At 39.6% G+C, this 15,549-nt stretch carries 13 protein-coding genes, 2 pseudogenes and 1 other annotated feature; of the genes and pseudogenes, 2 read left to right on the top strand and 13 right to left on the bottom strand.

Annotation, left to right across the window (positions count from 1 at the left end; genetic code table 11):
* Window positions 1–61: 61 nt before the first annotated feature.
* Both ACEWFH_RS08285 and ACEWFH_RS08280 read right to left on the bottom strand, forming a co-directional pair.
* Window positions 62–1,356: pseudogene (locus ACEWFH_RS08285) on the bottom strand (bifunctional folylpolyglutamate synthase/dihydrofolate synthase).
* 76 nt (window positions 1,357–1,432) lie between these two features.
* Window positions 1,433–4,078 (bottom strand): annotated as a pseudogene (locus tag ACEWFH_RS08280) (valine--tRNA ligase).
* 45 nt (window positions 4,079–4,123) lie between these two features.
* Window positions 4,124–4,346 (bottom strand) — a binding site (T-box leader).
* A 167-nt stretch (window positions 4,347–4,513) separates the two neighbouring features.
* Here ACEWFH_RS08280 and ACEWFH_RS08275 point away from each other — a divergent pair.
* Entirely contained in the window at window positions 4,514–4,711 is a 198-nt protein-coding gene (locus ACEWFH_RS08275; RefSeq protein ID WP_473726831.1) for a hypothetical protein, read from the top strand.
* A 161-nt stretch (window positions 4,712–4,872) separates the two neighbouring features.
* On the opposite strand, the gene ysxE is transcribed toward ACEWFH_RS08275, so the two are convergent.
* The 10 genes from ysxE to hemA all read right to left on the bottom strand — a co-directional run bounded on the left by ysxE (window position 4,873) and on the right by hemA (window position 14,636).
* The gene (ysxE, locus tag ACEWFH_RS08270) at window positions 4,873–5,865 is read right to left on the bottom strand and encodes a spore coat protein YsxE (protein WP_473726830.1); all 993 of its coding nucleotides are present in this window, start codon (window positions 5,863–5,865) and stop codon (window positions 4,873–4,875) included.
* The gene (locus ACEWFH_RS08265; RefSeq protein ID WP_473726829.1) at window positions 5,862–6,131 is read right to left on the bottom strand and encodes a hypothetical protein; all 270 of its coding nucleotides are present in this window, start codon (window positions 6,129–6,131) and stop codon (window positions 5,862–5,864) included. Before ACEWFH_RS08265 ends, ysxE begins: the two co-directional genes overlap by 4 nt.
* 5 nt (window positions 6,132–6,136) lie before the next feature.
* Window positions 6,137–6,760 (bottom strand): hypothetical protein, encoded by a 624-nt coding sequence (locus ACEWFH_RS08260; protein WP_473726828.1) that lies wholly within the window; start codon window positions 6,758–6,760, stop codon window positions 6,137–6,139.
* Window positions 6,761–6,792: 32 nt separating this feature from the next.
* A complete protein-coding gene (locus ACEWFH_RS08255) occupies window positions 6,793–8,301 on the bottom strand; it encodes a LysM peptidoglycan-binding domain-containing protein (protein WP_473726827.1) in 1,509 nt (502 codons plus the stop codon).
* A gap of 121 nt (window positions 8,302–8,422) precedes the next feature.
* The gene (gene hemL, locus ACEWFH_RS08250; protein WP_473727243.1) at window positions 8,423–9,709 is read right to left on the bottom strand and encodes a glutamate-1-semialdehyde 2,1-aminomutase; all 1,287 of its coding nucleotides are present in this window, start codon (window positions 9,707–9,709) and stop codon (window positions 8,423–8,425) included.
* Window positions 9,710–9,725: 16 nt separating this feature from the next.
* A complete protein-coding gene (gene hemB / locus ACEWFH_RS08245; protein ID WP_473726826.1) occupies window positions 9,726–10,697 on the bottom strand; it encodes a porphobilinogen synthase in 972 nt (323 codons plus the stop codon).
* 1 nt (window position 10,698) lies between these two features.
* Entirely contained in the window at window positions 10,699–11,460 is a 762-nt protein-coding gene (locus ACEWFH_RS08240; protein ID WP_473726825.1) for a uroporphyrinogen-III synthase, read from the bottom strand.
* On the bottom strand, window positions 11,460–12,392 hold the full coding sequence (gene hemC / locus ACEWFH_RS08235) for a hydroxymethylbilane synthase (RefSeq protein WP_473726824.1): 933 nt from the start codon (window positions 12,390–12,392) through the stop codon (window positions 11,460–11,462). Before hemC ends, ACEWFH_RS08240 begins: the two co-directional genes overlap by 1 nt.
* A gap of 20 nt (window positions 12,393–12,412) precedes the next feature.
* On the bottom strand, window positions 12,413–13,231 hold the full coding sequence (locus ACEWFH_RS08230) for a cytochrome C assembly family protein (protein ID WP_473726823.1): 819 nt from the start codon (window positions 13,229–13,231) through the stop codon (window positions 12,413–12,415).
* A 37-nt stretch (window positions 13,232–13,268) separates the two neighbouring features.
* The gene (gene hemA, locus ACEWFH_RS08225; RefSeq protein WP_473726822.1) at window positions 13,269–14,636 is read right to left on the bottom strand and encodes a glutamyl-tRNA reductase; all 1,368 of its coding nucleotides are present in this window, start codon (window positions 14,634–14,636) and stop codon (window positions 13,269–13,271) included.
* Between the two features lie 233 nt (window positions 14,637–14,869).
* Here hemA and ACEWFH_RS08220 point away from each other — a divergent pair, with 233 nt between their 5' ends.
* Complete coding sequence (locus ACEWFH_RS08220; protein ID WP_473726821.1) at window positions 14,870–15,349, top strand: LiaI-LiaF-like domain-containing protein; 480 nt, start codon at window positions 14,870–14,872, stop codon at window positions 15,347–15,349.
* Window positions 15,350–15,409: 60 nt separating this feature from the next.
* Here the strand turns inward: ACEWFH_RS08220 and ACEWFH_RS08215 are convergent, their stop codons facing one another.
* Window positions 15,410–15,544, bottom strand: a complete 135-nt coding sequence (locus ACEWFH_RS08215) for a hypothetical protein (RefSeq protein WP_473726820.1) — start codon at window positions 15,542–15,544, stop codon at window positions 15,410–15,412.
* Window positions 15,545–15,549 lie beyond the last annotated feature (5 nt).

The following is a 15,549-nucleotide window of genomic DNA, read 5'->3' as shown; positions in this document are numbered from 1 at the left end:
TTTACTAGGACAAATTCATTATCTTTAATTTTATCAAAAGTTCAAAAAATTACAATAAATGTTATTCCAAATTTTGAAAAGTTTTTCTTACTTCAGAAATAAAGTACAGCGAACCTGTGATAATTAGGACATCTTCTTCTTTTAATTGTCCTTTAGCATGGTTTAAAGCTTCTTCCCATGATGAAATAGCAATAGACCTTTTAAAAGGACTTTCTGCTAGTAATTGCTCAGCAGACGCAGCTCGCGGAAAATTAAATGTCGTGAAGTACGCCTCGTACACAACACTTTCTAAGTCTTTCATCATGTTTCCATACTCTTTATCCTGCAATGCCGCAAAAAGTAAAAAATTCTTTTTGACTGATAGTGATTAATCAATGTTTGTTTAAGTGCATGAACTCCTTGCTGATTGTGCGCACCGTCAATTATTATATCGGGTGATTGTGATACTTTTTCAAATCTTCCAGCCCAATTTGCTTTATTTAGGCCTACTTTAATTTCGGAAGTGGAGATGTTAAATTCACCTGACTTCACTAAGTGCATAATAGCTGCAGCAGCGAGTCCTGCATTCTTTATTTGATGAGTTCCTTTCATCGATATAAGGTATTCATGTTCCGTCTTATCAAAATCTTTAAAAATAAACCGCTCACCCTGATCCATACTTTTAAGATGAAGCACAGAAAAGTCACGATCTAGAAAGTATGATTCTGATTTTGTTTCTTTTGCTTTTTGTTTTATCACACTGATAGCACTATCTTGTTCAACTGTAGAAATAACTGGGACGTTCGGTTTTATAATTCCTGCCTTTTGAAACGCAATGTCCTCAAGTGTGTCACCGAGTATACCCATGTGGTCAAAGCCAATGTTGGTTATAAGACTTAAGATTGGTGTAATTACATTTGTAGAATCGTAAAGACCGCCAAGCCCTGTTTCATACAGAACAACATCTGGTTTCTTGTCTGCAAAATACAAAAGGGAAATAACGGTGATTACTTCAAACTCAGTAGGACTTCCAAGTGATGTGGTAGACACCTCATCCACAAGTGGCTTTAACATTCTCGAATAATGAAGAAGTTCTTCATCAGCAATTGGCAGACCATTTAACGAGACTCTTTCATTAAACGTAATCAGATATGGAGATGTAAAAGTACCTACAGAATAGTTCGCTTCATAGAAAATACTTCTTAAATACTCTAAAGTTGATCCCTTACCATTCGTTCCTGCAATATGTATGAGGGTTAACTTCTTTTCAGGATTTCCTGTTCTTTCTAACAGCCATTCCACTCTTTTTAGCCCTGGCTTTATTCCAAATTTTAATAAGCTATGAATCCATTCTAGTGCTTCATCGTAAGAATTCACGTAATTCCCGCCTTTCTTAACCGAAAAGAAGGCGAATCCCTGCTGTAATAAGGATCCGCCTCAATTTATACATTTTTTAGCTTTGAAGTTCTTTAATACGCGCTAATACGTTATCATATTTTTCCTGATAATCTGCTTGTTTTGCACGTTCTTCATCGATAACCTTTTCAGGTGCTTTTTTCATGAAGCCTTCATTGCTTAGTTTTTTCTGTACACGCTCTACTTCTTTCGCATACTTTTCTGCTTCTTTTTCTAGTCGCTTAATCTCTTCATCAATGTTAAGCAGTCCTTCAAGAGGAAGGTACATTTCTAAACCTGTTAATACGGTGCTCATGCTTTTTTCAGGTGCAGAGATTTCATCTGAGATCACAAGTTCACTCGGATTACAGAAACGAACTAAATATTGACGATTCTTTTCTAGAGCAGCAAGAATTTCTTTATTCTTCGGCTTGATTTGAAGCTCGATTGGTTTACTTGGTGCAACGTTCATCTCTGACCGGATGTTACGAACTGAACGAATCACTTCTGTAATAAGAGCAAATTCTTTAGCTGCTTCAGGGAAATGAAGGTCCTCTTTCTTTTCTGGCCATGATGCAACCGTGATTGACTCCCCTTCATGAGGAAGATGCTGCCAGATTTCTTCTGTAATAAACGGCATGAACGGATGAAGCAATCTAAGTGTATTGTCTAACACATAGGCGAGTACCGAACGTGTTGTTTTCTTCGCTTCTTCATCTTCTCCGTATAAAGGAAGCTTCGCCATTTCAATGTACCAGTCACACAAGTCATCCCAGATAAAGTTATAAAGAAGACGTCCAACTTCTCCAAATTCGTAAGCATCAATCAGACGAGTGATGTCTTCTGATGTTTCGTTCAATCGAGTAAGAATCCATTGATCAGCGAGTGATTTCTTTCCTCTTAAATCAATCTCATCATACTGCATGCCATCCATGTTCATTAAAGCGAAACGAGATGCGTTCCAGATCTTATTAGCAAAGTTCCAAGTAGACTCTACTTTTTCCCAATAAAAACGAAGGTCGTTTCCTGGCGAGCTCCCTGTAGATAAGAAGAAACGTAATGCATCGGCACCATACTTCTCGATCACATCCATCGGATCTACACCGTTGCCAAGTGACTTACTCATCTTTCTGCCTTCAGAGTCACGAACGAGTCCATGAATTAATACGTCGTTAAACGGCTTTTGATCCGTAAACTCTAACGATTGAAAGATCATTCTTGAAACCCAGAAAGAAATGATATCATATCCTGTTACAAGAACATTTCCAGGGAAGTAGCGTTTGAAGTCAGCAGCTTCTTCATCAGGCCACCCCATAGTGGAGAATGGCCATAATGCAGACGAGAACCACGTATCAAGAACATCCGTATCCTGCTCCCAATTTTCCGGATCTTTTGGTTCTGTTTTACCAACGTAAATTTCTCCTGTTTCTTTATGGAACCAAGCAGGGATACGGTGACCCCACCAAAGCTGACGAGAGATACACCAATCACGGATATTTTCAATCCACCTCATATACGTGTTCTCGAAGCGATCAGGAACAAAATTTACTTTATCTTCACCTTGTTGAAGCTTGATCGCTTCTTCTGCTAATGGCTGCATTTTAACAAACCATTGTGTTGATAAGTATGGCTCAACAACCGCTCCGCTTCGCTCAGAGTGTCCAACTGAGTGCATATGTTCTTCGATTTTAAATAATACGCCTTGCTCCTGAAGATCTTTAACAATCTGTTTACGGCATTCAAAGCGATCCAAGCCTTGATACTTTCCAGCGTTTTCGTTCATCTTGCCGCCTTCATCCATAACAAGGATACGCTCAAGGTTGTGTCTGTTTCCAATCTCAAAATCGTTAGGATCATGTGCAGGTGTAATCTTTACAGCACCAGAACCAAATTCCATATCAACATAATCATCACCAACAATTTCGATCTCACGCCCAACGATCGGGAGGATTGCTTTTTTACCAATCAAGTGCTGATAGCGCTCATCTTTCGGATGTACGGCAATCGCTGTATCACCGAGCATCGTTTCAGGACGAGTTGTCGCTACTTCAATGTGACCTGATCCATCAGCAAGCGGGTATTTCATATGATAGAAAGCACCTTGAACATCTTGGTGAATAACCTCAATATCGGAAAGTGCTGTTTTTGTTTGCGGATCCCAGTTGATAATATATTCACCACGGTAGATTAATCCTTTTTCATAAAGCGTAACGAATACATCTTTAACCGCATCTGAGAGTCCTTCATCCAGCGTAAAACGCTCTCGAGAATAGTCTAGACCCAGCCCGAGTTTTGCCCATTGCTGACGGATAAACTTAGCGTACTCTTCTTTCCATTCCCACGATTTTTCTAAAACTTTTCGCGTCCTAGATCGTAACGTGAAATACCCTCTTCACGCAGCTTCCTTCTACCTTTGCCTGTGTTGCGATTCCCGCATGGTCCATACCTGGCAGCCATAATACATCATACCCTTGCATGCGTTTTGTACGTGTTAAGATATCTTGAAGGGTTGTGTCCCATGCATGCCCAAGATGTAGTTTCCTGTAACGTTTGGAGGTGGGATTACAATCGTATAAGGCTGTTTCCCTTCCTCGCCTTTCGCCTCAAAAAACTTACCTTTCAGCCAAAAATCATAACGGTTTTCTTCGGTTGCCTTCGGATCATACTTTGTTGGCATCGTCAGTTCTTTCTGTTCGTTCGTCATTCTATTCTCCTCCTTTATTTCCAAAAACAAAAAAGCCCTTTCGTCATAAAGGACGAAAGGACTCCGCGGTACCACCTTATTTTACGGCAAGTCTAAATAAACTTGCTGTACACTTCATTCATAACGGATGGACCGTCTTCTCCTACTACGTTTCAAAGAAGATGCTCAAGGGCGACTTCCAACGAACTTTCCTTAAGGATTCTTTCAGCAGATGAATCCTCTCTCTAAAAGGCGTTACATTTGTACTATTCCCTATCTACGCTTCAATATAGAATCTGAGTATATTTTATACAACATATCTGTTTTTAGTCAATAGCATAACCTTAACTTGTAAAAGTTATTCTATTCACCACAACTCATTTTAGTGAAAGCCTGTCTTTCACATTAATCGTGTTTTTGCATAAATTATTTAAAATGGGCGAATGGGGGCTTTTCTTGGCTAGAAAGTATTTTCGAAAAGCACGTTTTCCTGCTGGCTGGTTTGTAACACTTAAACAAACGATCGGACAATTGACTGCACCACTTATTATCTTTCAGCTTTTGAGGACGATACTATTTCCATCTGCTGTAGATTTTATTATTCTTTTAACCTTAGTAATCCTCCATTTTTGTTTCGCTTACGATATTCTATAAAAAATATCCATAATGTTGTTTTAGAGAAAATCATTGATTTTATTGCGATAATAGGAAATAAAAAAAGATCACATATACGTGTTATATGTGATCTCCTTCGTCATTTATGTGAATTTTCGTCGGAACAGAATCCGAATTATCTAAAGGCGCAGGAGGAGGTGCTAGCATAATCGCATCGCAAAAATCCCGGATTTTTTCATTGCTCTTATTCTGCTCTCCAGTCGATGCACCATTTCAATTTGAGAATAATCGTTTCGTCTGCTGCAGTATAGATCCACTGCATTAAAAACGGGTTCAGGATAAGATAAATAACTAATTAATAATCCTCTTTCCTCATTCAACAATGGTACATGTTTCTCGTAAAGATCTAATAAAAACTTTCCTTCTTCCACTGTCCATTCTCTTTGATGTGCAGCTCTCCTGAAATAGACCGCTAAGTCCCTAACTGGCGTATCAAGTACTGCTTTTTCAAAGTTAAGGAGATGACCTTCACCTGTCGGGTTAAAAATTAAGTGATTTCTTGAAACTTTCCCGTGACAAAGGACGCTCCGGTAACGTTTTTCCCTTTGACACGTATCGTACCAATCTTTTAATCTTCTTTTTGCTTCTTCAGTCATTCTCATGATTTGATGAAAATGGCTTAAATAGGTTAATTCAAATGGGGACATATACGTTTTCTGTTCTGCTTCTTCTGTAAACCGTTCCATCTCATATTGTCTATTTTCCCATCGGTTCATGAGGTACTGATAAGAATGTTCAACTACTTCATTAGAAAAGTCTTGTTCTTTTAGCGTTAATGCATGAACTTTTCCTAAGTGATCGAGAAGCACTTCATCTTTTGCTCTTTCGTTTCTCTCATCTGAAGCAAACCAAGGCATCAAATAGTACGTTCTTGAACCTAGTTGTACAGTGTAATCACCAAACTTTGTCGGATACAGAGGTACAACCTGGTGAAAGCCTATTTCTGAAAGACGCTGGATCACATGCGTAAACCAGCTTCTTTCATCCTCAGTCATCTCTGCTTCTTTTAATGCAAATGTACCCCTTTTCGTTATGACCTTCTTCACTTTCCCATGCTGCTCCAATTTTTCAGGAAATAGATCATAATGAAAAAGGACGGGCCCGTAATTTAATGTTTCCTTTTCCGTTGTCATAGGGCCACCTTCCTTCTTTTTTCATCAAACCATTCTGTTACAGTCTTTACAAGTGTTCGGTTTGCACTCCAACATTCTTCATACTTCTTAAGTCCCTCTACCATTCTTTCTAATGAGCTGTTATCCAATTGGTTTAGGCAATCATAGATTTCCCAGGGTGTAACAATCTCAGCTAAAAGGAGTAATCCTTGTTCCTGGTCCAAAGAGAAGTACTTATTTACCTCTGTTAACAGCAATTTTAACGAAAGAGCTGAAGAATGTTCCAACCACTCTAAAAAGAACGTTCGAAGAGGCAGGTATCCTCTAACCGGCCAAGCATCACCACCCTGGTAAAATAAGAAATGAAAGATTTTTTTCCATTTTTTAAACTTATCTCTCTTTCTAGAACAGGCAATGTACTTTTCTTCACCCTACTCCTGATTGCCTCAGAAAGCAGAAGACGCTCTTTTGCTTCATGAATACTCGTTGTTATAACGTGGAAATTAGCTTCCATGTATTTTTGAGTCATGCGCAAACAGTGATTCATATCAAATACCGGAAGTTCTGTTTGAAGGACTGGGTTCTCCTTCATATCAGATTTAACGGCAGAATTTAATAACATACCGATGAACTGTCCCCATCGTTCTACCTCATCACAGCCGAATAAAGCTTCTGCATGATCATGTATGGAAATCCATTGTTCACCATATTGTATTGCAAATTTCCCACTTTTAGTACGAATCATACGGTCTGGCACAGCGCCCGAGCCTTTTGAAGACTCATCGCGCCACTTAACATGCCATTTTAACCGTTCTTCCTCCGTCCAATAGCGAATACGTTTCTCCCCAAAGTCGGTCATAATGATATGAGGTTTTTCTTTCCATCTTATCCCGTACAGTTCATATTCATTTTCCAAGGTGTTAATAAGCCCCATAACAGCACCTCATCTTAACGTGAACTTACTGGGATATATATAATCTGCCCCTCAGATACTTCACCTTGCTGTAATCGATTCATGCGCATCAGCGTATTTAATGAGATATCATATCTCTCACATATGTGCTCTAAAGAGTCTCCTCGCTGAAGAATGTACATTTTCATCTTAGAAAAACGGTCTTCTTTAGCAGAGAGCATCTTCGTTAAATAAAGTGCATTTTCATCTCTAGGCTCATCACGATCTTCCTGTTCAGCCACTGGCTGTGATGCAGATTCTGCTTCTGCATAGCTATTATCTTCATATGCATAAGATGAATCCTGATCTTCCTCCATCTGTTGATAGCTTGAACCCTCGTATTCTTGTTCTGTCTCATAAGATTGTTCACCATACTCATATTGATTGGAATAAGAAGGACGTTCTGAATGATTTTGTTGATATTGATAGTTTGCATAGTGATTAGGCTGCTGCTGATATGCTTCTTGCTGCTGATAAGGATTATAAGAATATGGGCGATTCGTATCTTGATAAGGTGACTGACTTTGATAGCTGTTTGTTTGATCTTGGTACGTTTGTGCTTCATAGTCTGGTGTTTGCTGAGCTTGATAGCTTTCATAAGCCTCTTCTTCTTCATGATCGTAGGCGTCTGAGTAATCAGCTTGATCTGTAGCTTCTACTTCACCGTAAACTTCATTATCTTCTTCATAGTGAACTTCAGGTTCATCGTTAGAAGATGCAGAAGATGAGTCAGCATGGCGAGTATCTTCACTTGAAAAGGCAATGGATTTTAACGAATCAAAAGTAGCCTCCATTGTCCTGTCATCTGATACTTCAAAATGCGGTTTAAACTCAAAAGCTGTTTTCTTTTCATCACGAACTTCAGCATTAATCTCATTAAATCGAGCTAAAAACTCGTTTGGCTGAGGCTGTGACGGTACTCCACCGCTTTGCCGTGCTTCAAATTGGAAAGGTGCAAAAATATCTTTTTCTTGTTTCTCTTCTTTTTGTGCCGACCGCTCTTCAGCGATTACCGTACGTACCTCCTCTTTTGGAGAATCATACGTTTGACTTTCCTGTCGCTGCTTCTCATCTTTTATGCCGTATATACAGATAGATGCAGAAAGTTCAAAGCAAGTAGAATTTGGAAGCTCGTATTCGAATGATTCAACTTCCACTTTTACCTCATTTGCATCTTCTACGCGATAGGACGGTATTGTAATGTCCACCGGAAAACGATGAGTGATGTCAGTTACTCCATCTTCCGCAACACTTAACTGTGTAAGAGAACGGTAAGAAACGCTCTCAGCCAGCGGATTTAATTCTGAATCACTCGCATTCTGATCTTGATTCTCCGCACGATATCTGCCGTTTAAAATAAGGGCTCCCTTGATATAAACCTGTCCGGCTTCCTCTGTAATACGAATTTCAGGATCAAGTGACATCGACAAAACTTCAGCTACTTCCTGTCCTTTCTTAAGCCAAACAGACTCCTCAATGGAGAAACGCAGCTTCGATTGACTCATGCCCTTCTCCTCCTTTCGGTTTGCATATAGTTATACAATATAGGTGTATGAGAGAAGAGGACGAAATATGATTATAATAAAAATAGCGCCCGCTTCTAAAAGCGAACGCTATCGGTTCTCATTATTTTAATTGAGAAAAAGCTTTTCTAAACGCAGCTACCGTCTTGTTAATATCTTCTTCCGTATGAGCAGTAGATAAGAACAATCCTTCAAATTGTGAAGGAGGCAACGAAATTCCCTCCTGAAGCATCGTTCGGAAAACAGAATTAAAATGTTCCAAATTCGATAACTTAGCTGTTTCATAATTGATGACATCTTTATTAGTAAAGAAGAATCCAATCATACTTCCCGCACGGTTGATTGTATGTTCCACACCATAATGTTCTGCAGCTTCAGAGATTCCTGTTGCTAACAGATCACCCAGCTTTTGAAAATAAACATAGCTTTCTTTTGTAAGTTGCGAAAGTGTAGCATACCCGGCTGCCATAGCAAGCGGATTACCTGATAACGTTCCCGCTTGATAAATTGGACCACTCGGCGCGATTTGTTCCATAATTTCACGTTTCCCGCCATACGCACCAACTGGAAGACCGCCTCCGATTACTTTTCCTAAACACGTTAGATCAGGAGTTACGCCAAAGTAACCTTGTGCACATTCATAATCCACTCGGAATCCTGTCATCACTTCATCAAAGATTAATAGAGAGCCGTGTTGTTCAGTCATTTTGCGAACGCCTTCAAGGAACCCTTTTTGTGGCGGAACAACACCCATGTTTCCTGCAACAGGCTCAACAATAACACAAGCAATGTCTTCTCCAAATTGATCAAAAGCTACTTGAAGACTTTCGAGATCATTGTATGGAACAGTTATTGTATTTTTTGCTATACCTTCGGGAACACCTGGAGAATCTGGGAGACCCAGTGTTGCAACACCAGAACCTGCTTTAATCAATAAAGAATCTCCATGCCCATGATAACATCCTTCAAATTTAACGATCTTGCTTCTTCCTGTGTATCCACGAGCTAAACGCAGGGCGCTCATCGTTGCTTCTGTCCCTGAATTCACCATACGAACAACTTCAATGGACGGCACACGGTCAATCACAAGCTTGGCTAATTTTGTTTCCATTTCATTTGGAGCACCAAAGCTTGTTCCAAGTTCAGCTGTTTCTTTAAGTGCTCTTACTACCTGGTCATCGGCATGTCCTAAAATTAATGGTCCCCACGACAAAACGTAATCGATATACTCATTTCCATCGATGTCATAAATTTTCGATCCTTTTCCGCGTTCCATAAAAACAGGGTCCATTTTTACTGATTTAAATGCTCGAACAGGACTGTTAACGCCCCCTGGCATTACTTCCTTTGCTTCGTTAAAAGCTGCTATCGATCGTTCAAAGCTTCTCATACCAACACCCTTTCTCTTATTTTTCATTCAGCCATCTTGCAGCATCTTTAGCAAAGTACGTAATGATCAAATCTGCTCCTGCTCTTTTCATTGAAATCAATTTCTCAAGCACGATGCTCTTTTCATCTACCCATCCATTAATTGCAGCTGCTTTTATCATGGAATATTCTCCGCTGACGTTGTAAGCAACCAGTGGAAGAGGATATCTGTCTTTTAGTTCCCTTAAAATATCTAGGTAAGAAAGTGCTGGTTTCACCATTAAAAAGTCAGCACCTTCAGCAATATCTGATTCAGCTTCACGCAGTGCTTCTAAACGGTTTGCCGGGTCCATTTGATATGTTTTTCTGTCACCGAATTGAGGCGTGCTATGGGCAGCATCACGAAACGGGCCATAAAAAGATGATGCATATTTAACAGCGTAAGACATGATGGGCACATCGTAGTATCCTGCCTCATCCAATCCTTGTCTGATGGCTGCAACAAAACCATCCATCATGTTTGAAGGTGCAATAACATCCGCTCCAGCTTTTGCTTGGGAAACAGCTGTTTTGGCGAGCAGTGTCAGCGTTTCATCGTTTAGCACTTCACCGTTTTCAATCACACCGCAATGACCATGGTCAGTAAATTGACATAAACAAGTATCGGCAATGACAGTTAAAGACGGTGCGATCTCTTTAATTTGAGAAATCGCTCTTTGTACAATTCCATTATGGTCATAAGCTGAGCTTCCGCAGTCATCTTTTTCGTTCGGCACTCCAAACACAATAATAGACTGAATGCCTAAACTTTCGATCTCCTTTACTTCCTTTTCCAGCAAATCTAATGATAGGTGGTAAACACCTGGCATTGAAGGCACTTCTTTTTTTACATTCTCACCTTCAACAAAAAATAACGGATAAATAAAGTCTGACACATAAAGATGCGTTTCACGTACTAATGAACGCATGGATGCAGATTTTCTTAAACGGCGATGACGCTGAAAATTCATATTATCTTCCTCCTTGAAAATAAGAGATGGCACAGTTCACCATATCTTCTGCAGTAAAATGACTAGGCATATAAACATGCTTATATCCGCATTTTTCAGCAGCTGTTTTTGTTGTAGGGCCTACACAAATAACAGGTGTATTGTAGTTCATGTTGTTATTACTATCAGATAAACCTTTTACCATAAATGAAACAGCAGAAGGACTCATAAAAAAGAAACAATCCGCTTGATTGATTAACGACCAGTCCAAATTATCTTCGGGCTCTGTTTCATAAACAACCAGTTCTTCCACAACAGCTGTACTCTTAAGTTCTTCTTTTAGATAAGAAGGGGCTAGGTTACCTTTAGGAAACAAAATTCTTTCACCCTCTGAAACATGTTTTTTTAACGTTTCAGCTAAGTCTGCCGCATCAAAACGTTCCGGAACAAGTATAGATGTCACACCATATTCCCTTAATGCATCGGCTGTTTTTTCACCTACAGCAGCAAACTTATGGTCTCCTAACGAAACCCCTAACTCATTAACCATCCGAAAAAAATAGTCAACAGCATTCTTGCTCGTGCAAACGATCCATTGAAAAGAGGATAACTGATTTACGTGGACCGCTGCTGCCTCATTCTTTATACCTTTAATAGACACGACGGGAAAAGAAAGTGGTGTTCCCCCATTCTTTTCAATAAGCTTGATCAGTGACTTAGCCTGGCTCTTCGGCCGGGTAACAAGTATCTTTTTACCTGCTAATGGTCCACCTGACGTATTCATTAAGCATTTAAATCCTTTTTCACAGCATCAAGTATTATCTTTGCTCCTAAAGTCTTTAACTCTTCAGCAAGCTCTACTCCTACACGGTGTGGATCTTTTCCTGTTCTCATTTCTTTTAACACTTTTTTCCCTTCTGGATCTGCAACCAATCCAGTTAACGTAACTTCATGATCATCTGCCATCGTTGCAAATGCAGCGATTGGCACCTGGCAGCCGCCTTCTAACGTGTTAAGGAAAGAGCGTTCTGCCTGAACCGTCTCATACGTATAAGCGTCATTGAGTGTCGCTAAAAGTTCTTTTACTTCAGAATCATCACTTCTGCATTCAATCGCTAATGAACCTTGACCTACAGCAGGCAAACAAAGATCAATATCCAAAAATTCAGTAACGACATCTTTTGACCATCCCATTCTTTCTAAGCCAGCTGCAGCTAGAATGATCGCATCAAATTCTCCAGATTTCAGCTTCTCAATCCGTGTATCAATGTTACCTCGAATCGACTTAATCGATAAGTCAGGGCGTCTGTTCAATAACTGTGCTGCTCTTCTTAAAGAACTTGTTCCTACAACTGCGCCTGCAGGCAATTCTCTTAATGAAGCATACTTTTCTGAAATAAGAGCATCTCTTGGATCGACCCGCTTAGGTGTACATCCTATTTCTAGTCCTTCAGGCAATTCAGATGGCATATCTTTCATGCTGTGGACCGCTATGTCAATCTCTTTATCTAACATTGCTTGTTCGATCTCTTTAACAAAAAGGCCTTTTCCGCCTACTTTAGATAGCGTGACATTTAGAATAACGTCACCCTTCGTCACGATTTCTTTTACTTCAAATTCAAAGGGCAGACCTGCTTTTTTTAATTGCTCGATCACCCAATTTGTTTGTGTAAGAGCTAATTTACTTCTTCTTGAACCTACTATAATTTTTCTCATTATATGAATCTCCTATCTCTTTACTTATACCATAGATGGAATTCTGTAAACGTAGTCGCTAGAAAGTAGTTGATCAACACTACCAAGAAAGCGGCAGCATTCCAAAGAGCTAACGTTTTACCTTGAACGCCTCTTCCTACCTTTTGATATAAATAAGTACTATAAACCAAAAGAACGATAAACGATGAGATGACTTTTGCATCAAGAAGTGTAAAGTCATTTATTTTCCAGAATGCCCATACGACTCCCAATATTAAACTGAGAAGGAGGAGCGGCACCCCGATTGTATTCAATCGAAAAGATAGTTTTTCTAAGTATGAAAGGCTTCCAAACCGCTGAAGTCTTTTGCTCCATTTTTTGCGTTTTAACATTCCATGCTGCAGCAAGTACATGAATGAAAAGATAAACGAAAGCGAGAATGCTCCGTATGAAATAAAAGCCATTGTAACATGAATAATTAATAGTTCTGATATAAGCTGTTTCTCAAGTACCGCACTAGCTTGTCCTGTAGGTGCGAACAAATGAATCGACACGAGCAGGAACCCTAGTACGTTTGTAAAGAACACTAGAAAATCAACCCGGAAAAACCTGCTCATGACCACTGAAAAAGTCACAAGGATCCAGGCATAAAAAAACAGGCCTTCAGAAGGTGTTAATATGGGGAACCGCTGATCTTTCAGCATCCTTAACACAAAAAAGACCGTTTGAAGTATCCAGACAATAGAAAGCAACCAGAAAGCAAACTGGTTCGCTTTCCGGTTGTTTTGAAGAAAATCTATAAAATAGCCTATAATGCTAAGCGCATATAGAACAATAGTCAGATCATATATCCAATTCATTTTGCTCACACTCCATGAGCCCGAGGGAAACGAAAAATTAAGTTCTTACTGCGGAAGAATGAATCACTTCGTCTGTAAGAGAAGTCTTTTCTTTTCTGTTTGCAGCAAGTCCAGTTTCCAACTGCTTCTGTTTATCCAAATATTCTTCTAACCCAAAAATTTCAGTGAATAACTGTAATTGTTCTTCTGCTCCTGGCTCGCCTGCCATTTCTTTAGCTCTTGTTACAGGTTCACGAAGCAATTGATTCACGATACTCTTTGTATGTTTGCTTAAAATCTTTCTTTCGCGATCTGTAAGATCTGGCAGCTTGCGTTCAATGCTCTGCATCGTTTCTGCTTGAATGTTTAATGCCTTTTCACGAAGAGCAGAGATTAATGGTACTACGCCAAGCATAGAAATCCAAGACTGAAAAGCAACAATTTCGGCTTCAATCATAATCTCAATCTTTTCTGCCTCTTTCATACGCTCCGCCAGATTTGATTCTACGATACCCTCTAAGTCATCAATATCATAGAGAAAAACGCTTTCCAAATCATGCAAAGCCGGATCTAAGTCCCGTGGAACAGCGATATCCACCATAAACAATGGGAGACCTTTACGTTTCTTAACAGCCGGTGCAGCTGTTTCTTTCGTGATAACAAACTTGCTTGCACCTGTTGAAGAGATTACAATATCTGCTTTTACGAGCAAGCTTTCGAGATTCTCGAACGGATGAGCAGTACCATGAAACTTCTCAGCTACTTCTTGCGCTTTTTCAAATGTACGATTTATGACCAGAACTTCATTTCCACCGCTTGCATGCAGATGTTTCGCAGTAAGTTCACCCATCTTGCCGGCTCCAACGATTAAGATCGTTTTATTTTGCAATCCGCCAAAAATCTTCTTCGCAAGTTCAACAGCCGCATAGCTGACTGAAACAGCATTTTCACCGATATCAGTTTCAGAGTGGCACTTTTTTGCAAACGTAATCGCTTGCTTCATAAGCTTATTGAAAATGGTGCCTGTAGCATCAAGCTTTTGCGATTCTAAGAAACCGTCTTTTACTTGACCAAGTATTTGTGTTTCACCAATAACCATAGAGTCCAAGCCGGCTGTAACTCTGAAAAGGTGCTCAACAGCTGCTTCTCCGTCTCTAATGTTCAAAAATGGTGAGAGTTCTTCTTTATCTATTGAAAACCAGTCCGCCAAAAAAGATTTGATGTAGTATCTTCCGGTATGAAGCTGATCGGCAACGGCATAGATTTCAGTACGGTTGCACGTTGAAACGATTACACATTCAAGTATACTTTTTTGTTTTCGGAGTGTAGAGATCGCATCAGATAATTCTGCGGGCTGAAATGAAACTTTTTCCCGAATTTCTACGGGTGCCGTTTTATAATTAAGTCCAACCACTAGAATATGCATGCGCTCACCTCCCTTAATTATGTATGTTCTATCCTTATTATAACATGTCCTAAAATACGGAATATCCAATATTGTGAACAGAATTTAAACGTTTATGCTATGATGTATTTATCACATTTTAATGTGTGTTCAGCAGTTTTAGGATAACCATATTCACTAAAACTTAGCACCAATAATAAAAATAACAAATTTCGACCAATTTAGCAAAGGTTTACGTTTAAGATGGAGGCATTATGAAACAAAGAAACACTTTCAGCGGTATCATTTTACTCGGGATCGGATTATTCTATTTCGCTATGAGAATGAACATCGAACTTCTTCAGCCTTATATGACCTGGCCCACTTTAATCGTGATTATTGGCATAGCACTAATCCTGCAAGCTAGTTCGGGCAAAGACTCGTCAAGCCTGTTTTCAGGTGTTTTCTTGACAGGACTGGGTTTACATTTTCATGCTGCAGCAAAAGTAGCTACATGGCCTGAACCGCTACAGATGATTATTCTGCTAGCAGGATTATCATTTTTAATTCAGTACCGAAAAACAAAAGAAGGACTTATACCTGGGCTGATTTTAACTCTTTTATCCCTATGGTTACTGTTCTTTAAGAGTAATACCCCTTCTGTAGAAAATATATTTGTAAAAGCAGAAGATTTTTGGCCAATTATCTTAATGGTTCTAGGTGCTTACCTTATGTTTTTTAAAAAGAAGAAATAGCAAAAACCCCTTGTGTATAAAGTGAACACAGGGGGTTTATTTAATATTGGCTGCTTCCGCTTACTTTGCTGCTCTTGAAAGTAGTTTATTTCCGCTCCAGGTTGCTTCGCTTTCCGGGGGCGTGCGGTGAGCCTCCTCTGCGCTTTGCACCGTTAGAAGTCTCACCTGTCCCGCTAATCCCCAGGAGTCTCGCACCTTGC

This window comes from Fictibacillus sp. EA-CB0309, assembly GCF_055814265.1.
Note: the sequence above shows the minus strand (reverse complement) of the source record. Positions and strands in the feature narration are given on the sequence as shown.

What these genes read in the sequence shown, in the direction of transcription:
- ysxE (WP_473726830.1), bottom strand. Translation starts at nt 5,865, where the DNA reads ATGACAACGGAAAAGGAAACATTAAATTACGGGCCCGTCCTTTTTCAT.
- ACEWFH_RS08255 (WP_473726827.1), bottom strand. Translation starts at nt 8,301, where the DNA reads ATGAGTCAATCGAAGCTGCGTTTCTCCATTGAGGAGTCTGTTTGGCTT.
- hemA (WP_473726822.1), bottom strand. Translation starts at nt 14,636, where the DNA reads ATGCATATTCTAGTGGTTGGACTTAATTATAAAACGGCACCCGTAGAA.
- hemL (WP_473727243.1), bottom strand. Translation starts at nt 9,709, where the DNA reads ATGAGAAGCTTTGAACGATCGATAGCAGCTTTTAACGAAGCAAAGGAA.
- hemB (WP_473726826.1), bottom strand. Translation starts at nt 10,697, where the DNA reads ATGAATTTTCAGCGTCATCGCCGTTTAAGAAAATCTGCATCCATGCGT.
- ACEWFH_RS08240 (WP_473726825.1), bottom strand. Translation starts at nt 11,460, where the DNA reads ATGAATACGTCAGGTGGACCATTAGCAGGTAAAAAGATACTTGTTACC.
- ACEWFH_RS08230 (WP_473726823.1), bottom strand. Translation starts at nt 13,231, where the DNA reads ATGAATTGGATATATGATCTGACTATTGTTCTATATGCGCTTAGCATT.
- hemC (WP_473726824.1), bottom strand. Translation starts at nt 12,392, where the DNA reads ATGAGAAAAATTATAGTAGGTTCAAGAAGAAGTAAATTAGCTCTTACA.
- ACEWFH_RS08220 (WP_473726821.1), top strand. Translation starts at nt 14,870, where the DNA reads ATGAAACAAAGAAACACTTTCAGCGGTATCATTTTACTCGGGATCGGA.